The sequence below is a fragment of the Paenibacillus farraposensis genome, from assembly GCF_020736845.1.
In the GTDB taxonomy this organism is placed as follows: Bacteria; Bacillota; Bacilli; order Paenibacillales; family Paenibacillaceae; genus Paenibacillus; species Paenibacillus farraposensis.
Map to the genome: position 1 here is coordinate 179,513 of NZ_JAFFQR010000105.1, position 17,007 is coordinate 196,519.

Sequence of the window (17,007 nt, forward strand, 5' to 3'; positions counted from 1 at the left end):
AATGCGGCTTTGTGTGGCTTATACTGTGCCACCGTGTACGTGGAAGCCAGTCCTTGTTCTTTCATGATCCGGCCAATTCGGCGTCTGGATACCACGAATCCGCGTTCATGGAGCATGACCTTGATCTTGCGTGTGCCGTAGGCTTTTGGAAGATATCCACAACCGCTTCGGTCATATCGTCTTCATCGACCCGTTCCCTGGCTTCATAGTAGAACGTACTTCTTGCCATTTGTAGGACGCCGCACACTGCTGATAGGTTCGCCGTTGTTGTTTTGGCATTGTAGAGATCCGCTCCCTTAACAGGATAGTTTATTCTACAAGCCCTCATTTTTATTGTCCAACTAAGTGTAGCCGATCCACTAACGTTTCCCGTTAGTTGACGATTATTTTCACTTTGGAAAACTATAGATATCCCCTGATGGATTTATAATCGCCAAAACTTGGTGATCCTCCCACTTTCCGTTGATCTTTACGTTGCTTCGAGAGATGCCTTCTTTGTGAAAGTCAGCCTTTTCGAGCACGCGGATTGATCCTGGATTCCGAGGAGAGACCTCCCCAACGATCCGGTGAAACTTTACTCATCGAAAGCGTAGCGAACCACCTGCTTCACGGCCTCCGTCATATAGCCACCGTTATAAGCCTGATCTAAGCTGTATCCAATCATACAGCTCTGAAGAGGCCCTCTCTCGACAAAAAACAGATTAACATCACCAATAATTTGACCGTTATCCTTGTTGCACACCACAAAGCGATATTTCTTATCCGCTTCCCTGTCAGTCTTACTATTTATTATTGCTTGGAGTTGATGCTCCTCCGTACAGTGCTCCTCTAGATTGCTTGGCGAAAGTTTCTCAAACAACTCCCGATTACGTTTCTACATGGCTGTTAATTCTGCGGCGTCCGCCTCCGCAGAGAACCGGACGTATACTCGCTGCTCTGATATCTGTACCATCCTTCATTACTATGATATTGGGAGAATTAAATCACAGGATGAAGATTCGGTAATGATTTGATGAGTGGTGTATTCGCCTGACGCCCAGTCTATAACTTTTTTTAGTCTACGAAAAAAAGTAATTGAAGACTCAGATTTTAGAAAGATTCTGAGCGTGGTTCATCTGAGTGCGCTATTTTTATGGCTTTCCACCTTATATTGAGTGAAAAGAAAAGGGGGAGACAAGTGGACAAGTCGGAGTTTTATAAATTTGGCGCTGCTTTTGGTGGAAGCGCAGTAACGTATCTTTTTGGAGGATGGTCCTTTGCTCTAGCTGCACTCCTTACATTTACAATCATTGATTATGTGACTGGACTTTTTGCAGCGTGGGTAGAGGGTAGAAGGGGAATGGGGCCTGGTTTAAAAAGCAAAATTGGTCTTATTGGTATTTCCCGCAAGGTTTTTATCTTTGCGATGGTAGCCGTTGGTCACATTGTGGACGGCATTTTGGGAGATAGCCATTTGTTTCGAGACACGGTGGCCTACTTCTATCTGTCTAACGAATTGCTTTCAATTGTGGAAAACGGGAATAGGGTGGGTGCGCCGATTCCGCCAATTATCCGCCAGGCGTTAGAAGTTTTAAAAAGCAAAGGCGGCAATCAGAAAGGGGAGAAAGAGGATGCAGGCAAGGGAACAAGGTAACGCCCAGGGAATCGACGTATCACATCATCAAGGCGCTATTGATTTTAAAAAGGTGGCTGCTGACGGCATATCATTTGTTTTTATAAAGGCAACACAGGGCAAGTCATTTCGCTCCAAGACGTTTCTACAATTTGTTAGGGACGCAAAAGCAGCTAGTCTGCTGATAGGTGCATACCATTATGTGGACGATTCAGCAACTACACCGGAAGCGGCCCGACAGGAAGCAACAAACTTTGTAAGTGCAATGAAGGACGCTGGAGGCATGCAGGCTTTCGATTTGCCGCCTGTTATGGATTATGAGTCCAATCAGTCCGGCCTGAGTAAAGCGGCGATTACAGTCGTAGCCAAAGCGTTTTTGCAGGAAGTAGAGCGCCTTACTGGTGTTCGGCCTATTGTGTACACCTACCCATCATTCATCGGTAATTTTACTGGTTTGTCAGATTATTCGTTATGGATTGCGCGTTATAGCGCCTCGCAGGTTCCACCGGATGCATCCGGCTGGACAAGCTGGGACTTTTGGCAGTACAGCGACGGCAGCACTGGTGGGATGCTTCCAAGTGGTACACGCAAGGTGTCAGGTATTGCCGGGCCAGTCGATTTAAACGAGTTTAATGGTACAGTGGACGAACTTCGGACGCAGTTCAATAAGAAGGGGGAAAGTACAGTGATAGAAAAGCAAAGAGACATTAACAAGGTCAGCCCGTGGGCGGCGGATGTATGGGCTGAGATGACCGAAAACGGATATTTTGATGGAACCCGTCCGGGCGCACCGATTACCCGGGAAGAGGCTGCTGCTGCTCTTAGTCGTTTACGTAAAAACATTCTCAAGGGGGATAAGTAATTATGGAGATCATGAATCAAGTTTTAGCCTTTGCTTCGGTTTTGGCGGTGGTAGTTATTTCTTTGGTGCAACTGGTGAAGAAGACAATTAATTTGCCTGTAAATGTAGTGCCTGCTGTGGGTGTAGTAATCGGCCTGCTGATTGGTTGGGTGGCTTCACCGTTTACTGATTTGGATACTACCTTGCGTCTGTGGGCTGGTGGACTGGCCGGGCTTTCAGCGACAGGGCTGTTTGAACTGGCGTTTAAGGATCGACCAGGGACGACGAAAGAGGATAAAGCTGCTTAAGAATGAGTGATTACCCTATCGGCTTCGGCTGGTAGGGTATTTTGAAGATTGTTTGGGATTTAGATTTGATTGATATGTAATATAAAAGCCTAAAGGAAGGCTTCTGCATTTTTACGCTGGATATGGCAACTCGCTTTAATTGTAAATGTAACTAATAATGCAGTCAAGGTTACGGTCCGACATTAGTAACAAACCAATTATTCAACTTCTGGTTTAGTTGCTTATGAAGTCAAACTCAGCCGTTTTTTGATTGGCTGCTTTTTCTCCAGCTATATAGGATGCGACCAATGACTAACGCACATCCAACAATCAGGACTGTTGTATGCCACGTCCATGCCTGTAGCCCACTAAGGAATACAGGGACGATACCGATAACGACTGCAACAAGAAGTCCTACAATTGTTACTATATCTGGAGCTTTGCTGTCCCCTCCTCTACTTTTCTTGAAGATGTTAAACAGCAATCCGCCAGCAAGGATTAAAACAAGGACAACAAATAAATAGACATTCACTCAATCACTCCCTAAACTTATCAACCTATACACAATGACTTGCCAGCGGTTATTGAGGTACATGTAAACCGCTAGCTGCCCATAAATTCAGTAAATAGAAGACAAGAAGGACACCCACTATAATTCCAATTATGCTTAATATTTTCTTTTTCATTTCTTATTAATTAAACACCCAATCTTCAAGTGATCCGTATTTGTTGCCGTATACCGTAAAGCTATTGGTGGCTAGTACTAGACCAAACTTAGGGTGAACAAAGGAGGTGGTGAAGACTGATCTTTGTGTCGCAAGACCACTTGAATTAACGTACCCCTTGTCATCCTTTATGTCCATTCTGCCCATTGGAATCAAATACTTGTCTAGTACACCACCGCCATTAAGCACTTCCGTAACTCGCCGATTGGATGGTGTTCCCTCAACACGATATTCGACTCTTTCCGTTATGTGTACAACTTCAATACCCATAATCGTAGAAATTGCACGTTGATGTACGGCATAATCTTTCGCTTGGGGAGACACTACCCTGCTAAGGTCAACAGTATTCTCCGTTCTCACTGTTATGTCTCCCCCATTTAGCGATATCTTGTCCCCTTTGCTCGTAGCGATTGCGTTCATCATTGACTTATTGATTTCAGGATTATTAATGTATTGGACAAACTTTTCTTGATCCGCTTGAGACAGATCAGAAAACTTCTGTGCAGCGTCTTCGGCATCGGACTGTCCTTTGAGCCAATTAATGTAGTCTTGTGGCGTATTAATCTCGGTTGCCTGTGAATTGGAGGTAGTTTGTTCAATGGAGGATTCGATTGATTGTGCAGAAGCAGCCAGCGGAGCTACTGCGGTAAGCGCTAATAGCTAATACACCTGTAAGGATAATTGCTGTGTTTTTAAACTTTAACAAAAACAACACGTCCTTTTCCTTTAAATTAGTATACTGGTGCATATCCATGCTGCTAAACCATTATACCATATAAAAAGGAAATGTCTGTATAAATATATAAAGGTTTTGGAAAATGGTTCTTTGGTACTGCTTATCCTACTTGGTTCGACAATATACACAAAATATATAATTCATTTGAATATTGCATGGGTATAAATTTCAAAAGTATTGACAACTGTTAAATTATGGACAAAAATAGAATACAATAATATAAAAGTTTTGGAATTTCTGTATGAAGGGTGGATATGACATGAAGCATACACCTACGATTCGGGCAGAATTAGACAGATACCTCCAACAAGAAGGTTTGAACTTAGCACGATTCGGGAAAATTGCAGGCATAAATAGGGGAGCAGTAAGTGCCATTGTATCAGGAAATAAGCCTATATCCATTAACCAACTTGACCAAATTACTGAGGCTATGGACTTACCAGAAGGTCATTTTTACGACTTGTTTATAGAAAACTTCATCATCGACCATCCTCCAAATATGAGACGAATCGAGCCATTTTTGCATCGCTGTGTAGAATTGAACAAGCTGGATACGATCCGCAAAGTGGTGGGAGTCATTATGGACAATCCACTCTATTCATCAAAACTATTTGAAATTGCGGAAGACCTATTCGCGCAGGGTCAACATGAAGCGGCATTGATACTCTATGAGAACGTGGCAGAAGTTGAGAAATATCAGCACTCTGAACGCTTGGCACTCTGTCAATATCGTATATTCACGATTCAGGTTGGAGACGATCAAAGACAAAATCTTAGAGTAGCAACGGTATTTGAAGTTTTTGTTGAGCGCCTGGATGAAATTGACCAACTTGATGCATTGAAGGATTTGGCTAACGTATATAGGTCTTTGCGAAAGTGGGACAAGGTTGACGAAATGGCAAGGAAAATGAGAGGAAAAGCAGAGATCCAATATTCGTTCATCCATAACGAGAAACGCAAGGAGGGAACGAAAGAAAAGAAAACAAGAGGCCCATTATTTGGATACATTGCTTATGCTGACTTATTGTGTGGCAGTGTATGTGAAGCTCAAGGCGATTATCAGCAAGCCCTACAATATACATACGCCTATGCTGATTTAGATTGGGTCTTGGAGACTGACGACGATACTCAACACTGGGTTAACTTGTTCAAAAGTTGGGCAGAAGGTAATACTTACGTATATAAGCTTTTATCGGGAGATATAAGTGTGCTACATGATTATGTTGAATACATTGCCGAAACAGTAGCCTCAAATGAACAAATCTCAAAATTGTTGAATGTTATAATTGCAGCAAACCAATATAGCATAGATGTAGACGATATACTCAAACGATTTGAAACAGAGATTGCGTCTTTTTCACAGCAACCATCATCAGATGATATGTATACGCAACAGGTGATACCGGACTATATCGCGTGGTTTGGTTACGAGTTAGCGTATTATTATTTACATCGGGGTGTGTACAATGATGGTTTTAAACATTTGATGTATTCAATGGTAAGTTATCATACACTAAATAATGAGACATACTTTATAAATTGTATGGGTCTGTTTTTACATTTTAAGGATTATGCGGTTCCAGAAACCAAAGCAGAATTCCTAAATCTTATTGAAAAGGTGTGGATGAAGAATGTTGAAAAAAACGGTACTGCTGCTCATAGCGGCTAGCTTTTTGTTTATTGTTAATGTGCCTGATCAAGTTTTTAACCACCATAACATTCAGCCTCAAGTTACCATTGGGGGATTCTAAATCAAAAGCTCTGCTAACCTTATGGTCGACAATGCTTTTTCGTTGATCGTTTTGAATTTAGAGTAGATGTGAAAAAGGACTCAACTGGTATGTAACCAGTGTGGAGTCCTTCGTTGTTATTGTGTTTATCATGGCAAAGAATGAAGCGTCTCTACCAGCATCTTTTGCGTTATACCAAGTAATGAAGACATTCAGTTCTTTTTTACTCAAATGGGAATTCTTTAATAAGTCCTGTGTCCATCGTTACAGTCAGAATGGTGCGGTCGCCTGTAAGTTGTGCTGGTTCCGTTAACTCAGACGAACCAGATGTTGTAGATGTACCTGAATCTTGGTAAAGCAAAAACCCTTCCGGAATCGGATGTTTAAAGGAACTGGCTCCAAAATTAGCAGTAAATGTTTTTTTCTGATGTGTTTGTTCCAATGTCTATTCTAAGGGGTGCACTTCAGAGCCGGTGGGGTGTTTTTTGTTTACCTGCATGCCCTGTCACAGAACGTATTTATACATATAATAAAATGTACCACAAATAAAGGAGGTTAGAGCCATGGGTGAATATGAAGGTACTCGCGGTGTGTGGACTTCTACAGCGGCAATTTTGGTGCTCTTTATTCTCTTGGTTATCATCACTAAAGCATGTTGGGTTTAATCCTGTGAAAAAAATTGTGGGATCATACCACTTTACCTGAGTCAATTGGATGGTAAAAAATTGAACCCAATGAGCGCATAGGCTATTTGGCAGTAGCTACAGTATTCGCTTTTCTTTTGGTTAACTAAGTTCTTACCGAATACTTGCGGGATTCCTGCTATGATCGTTGTTGCGCTTATTGGGCTTTGTTGGCAGAGGATATTTGATGTGATCAACATAAATCATACATATAAGCTTTTACAAAATCACCTATTTCAGTAAATAACAACATCGCTGTAACGATCCAATAAATCAGTGAAAGGCTATCGATTGAATGACATTCAGTCAACTTGATCGGAGGAGATTTCTATCGAAGACAAAAAAGAACGGATCGTGTGTGCCGCCACAGAGGTATTTATTCAAAATGGGATAGAGAAGACAAAAATATCTGATATTGTAAAAGTGGCTGGTATTGCTCAAGGAACAATGATAATCGCAAGCATTAGATGGATGTTTTTCTATTCGAAGGTAACCTCAGTATAAGTAAAATCATAGTATAACGGCCGAAGTGCCGAGTCTAAGCGGACTTCTGTACATACACTAAAGCGTATCATAAAAACGGGGAGGTATTATAAATGGATTGTGTGAAACCTTGTCACAATGTTTTGACTTCTACAGGTTATCCTAGTCTTGTTTATTCTGTTGGTAATTATAACAAAAGCATGTTGGGTATAAGATAACATCATTTTTTTTGCAGTCGAAAAAATGTTTCCTCAACTGTATCCATTTTGCGTCTGGCTTCAACTGTACTACGTCCGCATGAAGTCTGTAGTTCAGATTGAGAGTATGGACATAGGGCTAAGACCTGGATGTCCCTGCTGCCCGTGGCGAATTCGAAAGACGTTTCACGGTTGATGGATGGGACAAGACTGCCATAAGGGTCCTGTCATAAGTGCACTAGTAATTTTACAGTGCTGTCCAGTAATGAGCAGTCACATATTTGTAGTAGAAAATAGGTTGTGTGATCGAAACAGTAATCAACACCGCTAGACGTGAATAAAGGTTATCATGTGAGGAAAGTCCTAGCTGGATTAAGCTGGAGGATATTATAATTGCAGCTTAGAAAAATATTTATCTCACATATAACACAAAAATTTCCAATAATACGGTTAATTGCATTGCCATACGCCGAAAATTGAATATACAATAATAGCAGCCTAGTTTCGAGGATGGTGTTTCATTTGTTATCTGCTTTGTTGTATGTCCTGCTCGGTGTATTTGATGCCCTCGCATCTGTTACTTTGGTTCTGAAGCTTTATAAGCTGCCTCTGTTCGAATACCGGAAAAGAATACTTGTTTATGTAATAGTTATCGCTTTATTCTCTTATTTGATGCGTGTAGTTATCGGGATACCAAAGCTAGATTTGCCATTACAATATATTTTTATGATTTTATTTTTCAGATTTGGGTTGGGTGTAAAAACACATTTGGCAGCCTTCGCAACTGGAGCTGGGTTGACGGTATATATTAACTTACAACTAATTGTATTTATATTTGCCAATTGGTTTGGAATAGCCAGGCCTGAGGTTATACACGACACGGATGGATTCCCCATTTACTTTATTCAATTGTTCTCTACCGCTGTTGTCTTTTTGATTTCATTTGTTATGAGCAAATATAATTTTGGGTTCTCGTTTATCTTACAACCTCCGTATGTTTTTTTGAAAGGAGAAAGTTACCTTTCATCATTAAATAAAATGTTAATTGTAGGTGTGTTAATATCTGCTATAACTATTTCGATAACCCTATATATGCTTTACAATTCTAATGCGATAGGACTCCTTTCAATTTCATTATTTACATTTGGCATATCTTATTTTTTCTCAGAGAAAGGGGATTATAAGGATGCTAGAAGCGGTATCGAGGCGTATCGCGGCAGCGATAAAGAAAGCTGATCCTGACGGGCCCACAAGTGTTGAGGTAATGGAGTATGTGCTTGCAATAAAACTTACCGAATTTTCAGCGATATTTCTTGTTTCAATTATAGGATGGTTTACCGGACATTTTTTCGGTTCTTTATTAGCTCTTGGAAGTCTAATGCTAATTAGAAAATTCTCGGGTGGAATTCATTTTTCCAACCTTACGATTTGTGTTTTTTTTACAACGATATTATGTATAGCCATTCCTTTTATTAACCTAAGCTTGTTTGTGATCTTTATTGCTAATGTTTGCTCATTACTCATATTTATTGTTTATGCACCTAATCATTTTATTTATATCAATAAGACTAAAAATCATAAATACTATAAAGTGATCTGTATTGTTATTTGCGCGTTGAATTTTTTTATACAATCACCAGTAATATGCTTATCTTTGGCGGTACAGTCTGTCAGCATTCTGCCTTTATGGAAAGGAGGTGAACGTAAATGGATATGAAATTGGCTAGAATTTTAAATGTAAAATTGGGTAAATACGCCGAAGAATCTACAAAAACAGAAAAAACAATTTTTGGTGCTAAACCAGTACCAGCAGAGTTAAAGAAAAAAGAAAAGAACTAATTTACACACTATACTAAAGTGTGGAATCCCTTGACGCTCTAAGCGCCGAGGGATTTTCTTTTGAAGGGGCGGTATCTCTGAGCAGTTCCATAAGGAATCTCTTGTGGCAACGTGCATGATATGGCATAAAAAAAGTAGGAAGAAGTCTTCCTACTTTTCGCTGAAAACGATGATTAACGTCTGCGTTGGCTATCATTTACACTAAACAGATTAACAGCAAGTGCATTACCTCTGGCACGTGCAGTTGCTCTTTGATTAGACCGGATGTTTAATCTTCTTCTTAAGATGCGTTTAAAATGTCTTCTTCTCATCATTTCACCTCCCTTCAAAAGATATTGAAGGTACGGTTGGGTCTCATTGGTTTTTATGTCTGCGTTTGCGCTTGGAAATCTTAATATTCAGTGCATTGGTTGCCAGAGCATTTCCGCCTCTTGTTTCAGCGGCTGCAGCTTGAAAGATTTTAACGACCAGATATTTGTTTTTCCCGATGCGATGTTTAAACGTTTTGACTTTATTTCTGATCATCGGAACATCTCCTTTGCTTAGGTCTACCTTATATATATGTCAATACTACTAGTAATGTATAAGCATAAATCTATTAAAAGCAGAAAAAGCGAATACCTATGATTCTAAAATTTCATGAAAAACCGTATGCTCGCCATCCTCTTCAATCCGGCTTTATATTTGGAAGGTGTTACATATAGTAAACAGAGCGAGATGCAATATTTATCTAGAATATAGAAGGGTATATATGCTGAAATATGTACATATAAAATAAAACCGGCTTGCCTGGGGCAGCCGGTTTTGGAGTAGTGGATAGAATAACGGGGAAGAAAGAAAAAAATCAGTGAAAGTCCCGGAAGAGTCCAACGACCTTGCCCAAAATGCTGACATGTGTCAGCCGAAGTGGTTCAAAGGCAGGGTTTTCCGGCTGAAGCCGGATATGATCCTTTTCTTTGTAGAAGGTTTTAACAGTTGCTTCATCTTCATCTGTCATGGCTACAACAATATCACCATTATCGGCGGTTTGTTGCTGACGTACGATAACATAGTCACCGTCAGCAATACCAGCTTCAATCATGCTTTCGCCTACAACAGATAACATAAATATTTTATCTTCACCAACAAAATGTTGGGGAAGAGGGAAATAATCTTCAATATTTTCTGTCGCTGTAATAGGAAGACCAGCAGTTACTTTGCCGACGACGGGAACACGACTAATGGAGTAATTTATCAAGTTGCTATTATCCGCCTCATCTTGGCCAAGTAGCTCAATGGCTCGTGGTTTCGTAGGATCGCGGCGAATAAGTCCTTTCTTCTCTAAACGATCCAAATGACCGTGAACCGTAGAGCTGGAGGCCAATCCGACAGCCTCGCCTATTTCGCGTACAGAAGGGGGGTAGCCCTTTAGACGCACTTCATTGCGGATAAATTCAAGAATGGCCTGCTGGCGGCTCGAAATCTTAGACATACCGTATCAACCCCATTTAGTAACGTTTGGGAAAATTATAACATAGAACCCCCGTTCGTACAAACATAAGTTCTAAATGTAGCGCAAAAATATTTGCGAACCTTTGTTCTCTTTTTTGTTGAATAAAACAAATGTTCGTGTTATATTGTGAACGGATATAAGAACAGACGTTTGGAGGATGCTGCCAATGTTGAAATATAGCACATATCAAAGTATTTTCCCAATGAATTTGGAAACGATGTAGGAAGCTCAAAAGAAAAGACAGCCGGGATTTACGCAGATCATGACCAATACTCTTTTGCTTAAGCTTCTTATTGTAGTAATTGTCGCTTGGATTGCAGGCGCAGGCGTACTTACAGTTTTCGCAGCACCTTCAGTTTCGAAGGTAGAGGCAACTAAGCTGACCGTATAACCCGGGGATACGTTGTGGCAGATTGCATTCAAGTATAAACCGGAACAAATGGATACACGTGTATATATAGAAAGAATTGTACGGATCAATGGACGGAAGATCGGGGAGTGCAGGCAGGCCAGGTGCTTAAACTCCCGCACTTCTGATATAACGATTAGAGCTTGTCAGGGGCGTGATGCAGGAACCTTGACAAGCTCTTTTCTACATGTCAAAGTGTATTATATCTTTGCTTTTATGGAGGGGACACAATTTGGATATAGACAGCTTGGTACAGCGCATCAATGAATTAGCGCGCAAAGCAAAATCCGAGGGCTTGACAGAAGAAGAAACGATAGAGCGCGCCAATCTTCGGGAAATTTATTTAGGCAATATTCGCCGTAATTTTCGGCAACAGCTTGAAACGATCGAATTTGTGGATGATGACACACCGGAGGGAAAACGCGGGCCGAAGCACTGATTCGCTAAAGCTGCTTAGCCCGTATGCCTTTATTTTCGGCATATCTTTTTCGGTATCTATATAGTTTGGCTTTCAGGCAATCGTTTTGATGCAATATATATGGGAAGGGAATTGAGAGATGGCCCGATCATTTGAAAGAAAAGTACGCAAGAACACAGCGCAGCTAAACAACACACGCAAAAAACAAGGCATGAAAACCATTAGTGGTGCAGGTTCTGCAATGGAAATTTTCCGCGGTCGCAATATTACTTCACCTATTATGCTCGCTGGACTTGCCGTATTGTACATGCTTATGAGTTACTTTTTGACCAAGACCGGTATGAGAGGAATGGACTGGCTTGTATTCGGCTTGTACTTGATGCTGGCTGTGATCTTTTTCATTCGTCGTCCTTATTTGAAGGTAGGGAAGGACACGCTTTATATGCTAAAAGGCGGCAGAGAACGCCCAATGACGGCTGAGGATATGAAAATTATCAAAATTGAAAAGGGTTACGTAACGATTGTAAGAAAGGGCAAGGGCGGCAACTTTATTTTAACAAAATCACTGGGACGATATGACACGGATGCCATTGCACAGCGACTTGAGAAGTTTGCGCTATCCAATCAGGTACAGGTGGAGAAAAAATAACTGATTAACCTGTATTTCTGGATGTAAGGCCGCATGGTGTTATATACCATTTGACACGTTGCGGCTACTTGCGTAATAGGGGACATAAGGACTGGAATGCTTGTGAGACGTAGACATGCGGAACGGGCATACATATAACGTGGAAAGAGAGTGGATAATTCAGATGGCCATTCAGGCGGTAATGTTTGATCTTGATGATACGCTTTTATGGGATGAACGTAGTGTAGAAGAGGCATTTGGTGCAGCCTGTCAAACAGGCTCCCGGGCAGCCGGCGTTGATCCGAAGGCTCTAGAGGAAGCAGTTCGCAGGGAAGCACGGGCATTGTATGAGTCCTATGAGACCTTCCGTTTTACTCAGATGATCGGTATTAATCCATTTGAAGGGTTATGGGCAAATTTTACAGCAGGAGAACAGCCTGAATTTCGCCAGTTGGAACAGTTGGCACCTGTCTATCGTAAAGAATCATGGCGCAGAGGTCTTAAGCAGCTTGGAATAGATAATGAGGAGCTGGCGCAAAAGCTGGCCACCCAATTCGCTGCTGAAAGACGCGCACGTCCCCATGTGTATGAAGAAACATTTGAGATTCTGGAACAGCTGAAAGGGAATTACAAGCTGTTATTGTTGACCAATGGTTCCCCTGATCTGCAGCAGGAAAAACTGGATGGAGTACCTCAATTAGCTCCTTTTTTTGATCACATTGTCATTTCCGGTTCATTTGGCAAAGGCAAGCCTGATCCGTCCATTTTCCAGCATGCACTCGGACTCCTGGGTATCAATCCTGAACATGTTTTAATGGTAGGGGATAAGCTGACTACTGATATTCAGGGAGCTCTGTCAGCAGGCGTCCACTCTGTGTGGCTGAATCGCAACGCCAAAACCAATACTACAGAAATCATTCCAGCATTCCAAATCAAGCATTTGTCTGAATTGGTCGCAATTATTCAATCGTTCGCATAAGAAAAAAATTCATTGCTTTTTCCAGAAAAATAAGTATCAAAAACTCCCTTTGCTCGGTGTGCTTGGAGCAGAGGGAGTTGCTTTTTCTACAATAGGAAAAGCTCGTATTATGCCTTCATAAAAGAAGGATCTTCAAACCGCTCGGCAATTCAGCCATTTCCTCGATGAACAAGCGGACGGCAACGATCTTTTGATTTTCCATTAAGGTGAAGAAATGAGGGGTATTTTCGGGCACGGAAATCACATCACCCGGTGAAAGCTCTACATTAAAATAGTCGATTTCTTTGGGATCTTTAATGATGAAAATGCCTTTGCGGCTATGTTAAATCCCAAAAATAGATTTTACCTTCTCTCCAAAACTGAAATTTGTTAATTGGATAAGCATGATGACTGTCAAGCAGCAAGGTGCATAAAACGTATGTTTTTACTTCAATCTATCTAAATGATACAGTTTCTGCTAAACTAGGATTTAACGTTTTGCGGGGGTGAAGAGATTTTGGATAAAGTGAGCTTGCAGGATGCTTTACAACGAAGAATTCTTCTTCTTGACGGAGCTATGGGCACCATGATTCAGCAAGAGAACCTTTCCCCTGAAGATTTTGGCGGAGAAGAGCTGGAAGGCTGCAACGAAATGCTGGTCTTAACGAGACCGGATGTCATTCAAGGGATTCATGAAGCCTACTTGGAGGCCGGGGCGGACCTCATTGAAACAAACACGTTTGGAGCTACATCTGTCGTCTTGGCAGATTATGATATCCCTGAACGCTCCCGTGAGATTAATCTGGCCGCTGCCAAGCTGGCACGCAATGCGGTGGATAAATACTATACGGCGGACAAGCCTCGTTTTGTTGTAGGAGCGATGGGACCGACGACGAAAACGTTGTCTGTAACAGGTGGTGTTACGTTTGAGGAACTGATTGAGAGCTATCAGGAGCAGGCCTTGGCGCTTATTGAAGGCGGCGTGGACGTACTTTTATTGGAGACTTCACAGGATACGCTTAATGTCAAAGCGGGAAGCATCGGAATTCGGCAGGCTTTTGAGCAGACGGGTGTGAAGCTTCCGCTAATGATTTCGGGCACGATTGAGCCTATGGGTACGACGTTGGCAGGGCAAAATATCGAATCCTTTTGTATATCACTGGAACATTTGCATCCGGTATCGATTGGTCTGAACTGTGCTACAGGCCCGGAGTTTATGCGGGATCATATTCGTTCTCTTTCCGAAATGTCCTCTGCCGCCATTAGCTGCTATCCAAATGCGGGCTTGCCTGATGAAAATGGTCAATACCATGAATCACCAGAGTCATTGGCACGCAAGATGGCGGCATTCGCTGAAAAAGGCTGGCTCAACATTGCAGGGGGGTGCTGTGGTACCACACCTGAGCATATTCGGGTAATGAGTAGGCAAATGGCCCAATTTGAGCCGCGTCCGCTGACAGGTCATCATCCTCCTGCAGTATCCGGCATTGAGCCTGTATATATTGAACAAGACAATCGTCCATATATGGTCGGTGAGCGAACGAATGTTCTGGGCTCCCGCAAATTCAAGCGTTTGATCGTGGAAGGCAAATATGAAGAGGCTTCCGAAATCGCCCGTGCCCAAGTAAAAAGCGGGGCGCATGTCATAGATATTTGTGTACAGGACCCGGACCGCGATGAAATGGTGGATATGGAAGCATTTTTAAAGCTGGTGGTAAACAAGATAAAAGTGCCGCTGGTAATTGACACTACGGATATCAAAGTCGTAGATAAAGCGCTGCAATATTCGCAAGGCAAGGCGATTATTAACTCTATTAATTTGGAGGATGGAGAAGAGAAGTTTGAGAAAATGGCTCCGCTTATTCATAAGTACGGTGCGGCTGTTGTAATCGGCACGATTGATGAACGCGGTCAGGCTATTTCGCGTGAGGATAAGCTGGAGGTAGCCAAGCGTTCTTATGATCTGCTGGTAAACCGCTATGGCCTGGCACCGGAGGATCTTATTTTTGATACACTCGTATTTCCAGTTGGTACAGGTGACGAGCAGTACATCGGTTCAGCGAAGGAGACCATTGAGGGCATTCGAATTATTAAAGAAGCCCTTCCCGGGGTTCATACCATCCTGGGTATAAGCAACGTATCCTTTGGTTTGCCGGAAGCCGGGCGTGAAGTTCTCAATTCGGTCTATTTGTACGAATGCACCAAGGCGGGTCTGGACTATGCCATTGTAAACACGGAAAAGCTGGAACGTTATGCATCGATTCCTGAGCATGAGCGGCAGCTTGCCGAAGACCTGATTTACAGAACGAATGACGAGACTTTATCCGCTTTTGTGGTCGCTTTCCGTAACAAAAAAGTAGAGAAAAAAGAAAAGGTATCCAATCTTTCGCTCGAAGAACGGCTGGCTTCTTATGTAGTAGAGGGGAGCAGGGAGGGACTGATTCCAGATCTGGAGCAGGCGCTCGCAAAATATTCTCCACTGGAGATTATTAACGGCCCGTTGATGAAAGGCATGGAAGAAGTAGGACGGCTGTTTAACAACAACGAGCTGATTGTTGCTGAGGTATTGCAAAGCGCTGAAGTGATGAAGGCATCGGTGGCTTATTTGGAACCATTCATGGAGAAAAATGAATCCTCGGTAAAAGGCAAGATTTTGCTGGCCACGGTTAAAGGTGATGTTCATGACATTGGCAAAAATCTGGTGGAGATTATTCTGTCCAATAATGGTTACCAAATCGTGAATCTGGGTATAAAAGTACCACCAGAACGTATTATCGAGGCTTATCGTGAAGAAAAGGCCGATATAATCGGCTTATCCGGCTTGCTTGTTAAATCGGCGCAACAGATGGTGCTGACCGCCCAGGATTTGAAAAATGCCAATATTGATATTCCGATCATGGTCGGCGGAGCGGCATTAACGCGTAAGTTCACTAAAACCCGGATCCGTCCTGAGTATAATGGCCTGGTAGCCTATGCGAAGGATGCGATGGATGGCCTGGATATTGCCAATAAGCTGATGGACCCTGAGTCGCGCAAAAAAATGGAAGCAGATATGGAAGCTGAACGAGAGGCAGAAGCGGCAATCGTCGTGGAAACCAAACAGCTACCCAAGCTTACTCGGGCTGTACGCTCTGACATTGCTCAGGATTTGCCAGTCTATATTCCACCGGACACAGAACGTCATGTACTGCGCAACTATCCGTTAAATTACATTTTGCCTTATGTAAATATGCAGATGCTGATGGGGCATCATCTTGGCTTGCGAGGGAACGTGGAGAAGCTGCTGGCAGAGGGCGATCCCAAAGCGTCCCAGCTCAAGGATACAGTGGATAGCATTATGTTTGAAGCCGTTACTGATGGAATTATCCAGGCACATGCCATGTATCACTTCTTCCCGGCACAATCACAAGGAGATCAAGTTCTGATCTATGATCCGTCGGATATCAGCAAGGTGTTGCACACATTCACCTTTCCGCGTCAGCAAGTAGAGCCTTATCTCTGCTTGGCTGACTTTCTGAAGCCTGTTGAGTCTGGCGTTATGGATTATGTAGGTTTTATGGTTGTGACTGCCGGTCATGGAATACAGCAGCTCTCTACCAAGTGGAGGGAACAAGGAGATTACTTGCGCTCCCATGCGCTTCAAGCGGTAGCGCTCGAAGTGGCAGAGGGGCTGGCCGAGCGGGTTCATCATATGATGAGGGACAACTGGGGCTTCCCGGATCCTGCCGATATGACGATGAAGCAGCGGCATGGTGCCAGATATCAGGGGATACGGGTATCCTTTGGTTATCCGGCCTGTCCGGATCTGGAGGATCAGGGACCGTTGTTCCAGCTGTTGAAACCAGAGGATATTGGCGTTGAGCTAACGGAAGGGTTTATGATGGAACCGGAGGCTTCTGTATCAGCCATGGTGTTCAGCCACCCGCAGGCGCAGTATTTTAACGTCGAAAAGGTTTAAGCACCTTTATC

At 42.6% G+C, this 17,007-nt stretch carries 19 protein-coding genes and 3 pseudogenes; 13 read left to right on the forward strand and 9 right to left on the reverse strand.

The genetic code is table 11. The features are described 5' to 3' along the window. From JO375_RS25110 to JO375_RS25115, 3 genes are all read right to left on the reverse strand, one after another. The coding region (locus JO375_RS25110; RefSeq protein WP_407672831.1) for an IS3 family transposase at positions 1–116 on the reverse strand (116 nt) is incomplete at its 3' end. Beyond that, the gene (locus JO375_RS17320) at positions 62–229 is read right to left on the reverse strand and encodes a hypothetical protein (protein WP_229525633.1); all 168 of its coding nucleotides are present in this window, start codon (positions 227–229) and stop codon (positions 62–64) included. The genes JO375_RS17320 and JO375_RS25110, both read right to left, overlap by 55 nt. Positions 230–574: 345 nt before the next feature. Then, on the reverse strand, positions 575–859 hold the full coding sequence (locus JO375_RS25115) for a GNAT family N-acetyltransferase (RefSeq protein WP_377530852.1): 285 nt from the start codon (positions 857–859) through the stop codon (positions 575–577). 273 nt (positions 860–1,132) lie between these two features. Here JO375_RS25115 and JO375_RS17330 point away from each other — a divergent pair, with 273 nt between their 5' ends. Genes JO375_RS17330 through JO375_RS17340 form a run of 3 tightly spaced genes read left to right on the forward strand, consistent with a single transcriptional unit; the run spans position 1,133 to position 2,761 of the window. After that, positions 1,133–1,633, forward strand: coding sequence for a phage holin family protein (locus tag JO375_RS17330; protein ID WP_229525634.1), 501 nt, complete (start codon positions 1,133–1,135; stop codon positions 1,631–1,633). Continuing rightward, positions 1,611–2,474, forward strand: a complete 864-nt coding sequence (locus tag JO375_RS17335) for a glycoside hydrolase family 25 protein (RefSeq protein WP_229525635.1) — start codon at positions 1,611–1,613, stop codon at positions 2,472–2,474. The genes JO375_RS17330 and JO375_RS17335 overlap by 23 nt, the downstream gene beginning before the upstream one ends. An 11-nt stretch (positions 2,475–2,485) precedes the next feature. Further along, positions 2,486–2,761: a holin gene (locus JO375_RS17340; RefSeq protein WP_229525636.1), complete on the forward strand. Its 276-nt coding sequence runs from the start codon at positions 2,486–2,488 to the stop codon at positions 2,759–2,761. Between the two features lie 235 nt (positions 2,762–2,996). Here the strand turns inward: JO375_RS17340 and JO375_RS17345 are convergent, their stop codons facing one another. Further along, positions 2,997–3,272, reverse strand: coding sequence for a hypothetical protein (locus JO375_RS17345; protein WP_229525637.1), 276 nt, complete (start codon positions 3,270–3,272; stop codon positions 2,997–2,999). Positions 3,273–3,432: 160 nt separating this feature from the next. Further along, on the reverse strand, positions 3,433–3,825 hold the full coding sequence (locus JO375_RS17350; RefSeq protein WP_229525638.1) for a hypothetical protein: 393 nt from the start codon (positions 3,823–3,825) through the stop codon (positions 3,433–3,435). A 635-nt stretch (positions 3,826–4,460) separates the two neighbouring features. Between JO375_RS17350 and JO375_RS17355 the strand changes: the two genes are divergently transcribed. Beyond that, a complete protein-coding gene (locus JO375_RS17355) occupies positions 4,461–5,870 on the forward strand; it encodes a tetratricopeptide repeat protein (RefSeq protein ID WP_229525639.1) in 1,410 nt (469 codons plus the stop codon). Positions 5,871–5,971: 101 nt separating this feature from the next. Here the strand turns inward: JO375_RS17355 and JO375_RS17360 are convergent. Continuing rightward, positions 5,972–6,364: pseudogene (locus tag JO375_RS17360) on the reverse strand (hypothetical protein); the annotation flags it as partial. Positions 6,365–6,494: 130 nt separating this feature from the next. Between JO375_RS17360 and JO375_RS17365 the strand changes: the two are divergent. From JO375_RS17365 to JO375_RS24605, 5 genes and pseudogenes are all read left to right on the forward strand, one after another. Then, positions 6,495–6,596, forward strand: a complete 102-nt coding sequence (locus tag JO375_RS17365; RefSeq protein ID WP_229525640.1) for a YjcZ family sporulation protein — start codon at positions 6,495–6,497, stop codon at positions 6,594–6,596. 348 nt (positions 6,597–6,944) lie between these two features. Continuing rightward, positions 6,945–7,109: pseudogene (locus JO375_RS17370) on the forward strand (TetR/AcrR family transcriptional regulator); the annotation flags it as partial. Between the two features lie 698 nt (positions 7,110–7,807). Continuing rightward, entirely contained in the window at positions 7,808–8,530 is a 723-nt protein-coding gene (locus JO375_RS17375) for a hypothetical protein (RefSeq protein WP_229525824.1), read from the forward strand. After that, positions 8,481–9,011, forward strand: a complete 531-nt coding sequence (locus tag JO375_RS17380; RefSeq protein ID WP_229525641.1) for an accessory gene regulator ArgB-like protein — start codon at positions 8,481–8,483, stop codon at positions 9,009–9,011. Before JO375_RS17375 ends, JO375_RS17380 begins: the two co-directional genes overlap by 50 nt. After that, entirely contained in the window at positions 9,002–9,133 is a 132-nt protein-coding gene (locus JO375_RS24605) for a hypothetical protein (protein WP_267497743.1), read from the forward strand. The genes JO375_RS17380 and JO375_RS24605 overlap by 10 nt, the downstream gene beginning before the upstream one ends. Before the next feature lie 354 nt (positions 9,134–9,487). Here JO375_RS24605 and JO375_RS17385 read toward each other — a convergent pair whose 3' ends face one another. Then, positions 9,488–9,658 (reverse strand): hypothetical protein, encoded by a 171-nt coding sequence (locus JO375_RS17385; protein ID WP_229525642.1) that lies wholly within the window; start codon positions 9,656–9,658, stop codon positions 9,488–9,490. A gap of 319 nt (positions 9,659–9,977) precedes the next feature. After that, positions 9,978–10,604: a transcriptional repressor LexA gene (gene lexA / locus JO375_RS17390; RefSeq protein WP_229525643.1), complete on the reverse strand. Its 627-nt coding sequence runs from the start codon at positions 10,602–10,604 to the stop codon at positions 9,978–9,980. Positions 10,605–11,266: 662 nt separating this feature from the next. Between lexA and JO375_RS17395 the strand changes: the two genes are divergently transcribed. From JO375_RS17395 to JO375_RS17405, 3 genes are all read left to right on the forward strand, one after another. Next, on the forward strand, positions 11,267–11,473 hold the full coding sequence (locus JO375_RS17395; RefSeq protein WP_229525644.1) for a DUF896 domain-containing protein: 207 nt from the start codon (positions 11,267–11,269) through the stop codon (positions 11,471–11,473). Between the two features lie 118 nt (positions 11,474–11,591). Next, positions 11,592–12,101: a hypothetical protein gene (locus JO375_RS17400; RefSeq protein ID WP_229525645.1), complete on the forward strand. Its 510-nt coding sequence runs from the start codon at positions 11,592–11,594 to the stop codon at positions 12,099–12,101. Between the two features lie 163 nt (positions 12,102–12,264). Next, on the forward strand, positions 12,265–13,059 hold the full coding sequence (locus JO375_RS17405) for an HAD family hydrolase (protein WP_229525825.1): 795 nt from the start codon (positions 12,265–12,267) through the stop codon (positions 13,057–13,059). Between the two features lie 107 nt (positions 13,060–13,166). On the opposite strand, the pseudogene JO375_RS17410 reads toward JO375_RS17405, so the two are convergent. Beyond that, positions 13,167–13,372 (reverse strand): annotated as a pseudogene (locus JO375_RS17410) (acireductone dioxygenase); the annotation flags it as partial. 183 nt (positions 13,373–13,555) lie between these two features. On the opposite strand from JO375_RS17410, the gene metH reads away from it, so the two are divergent. Beyond that, positions 13,556–16,996 (forward strand): methionine synthase, encoded by a 3,441-nt coding sequence (gene metH / locus JO375_RS17415; protein WP_229525646.1) that lies wholly within the window; start codon positions 13,556–13,558, stop codon positions 16,994–16,996. Positions 16,997–17,007: the final 11 nt, after the last annotated feature.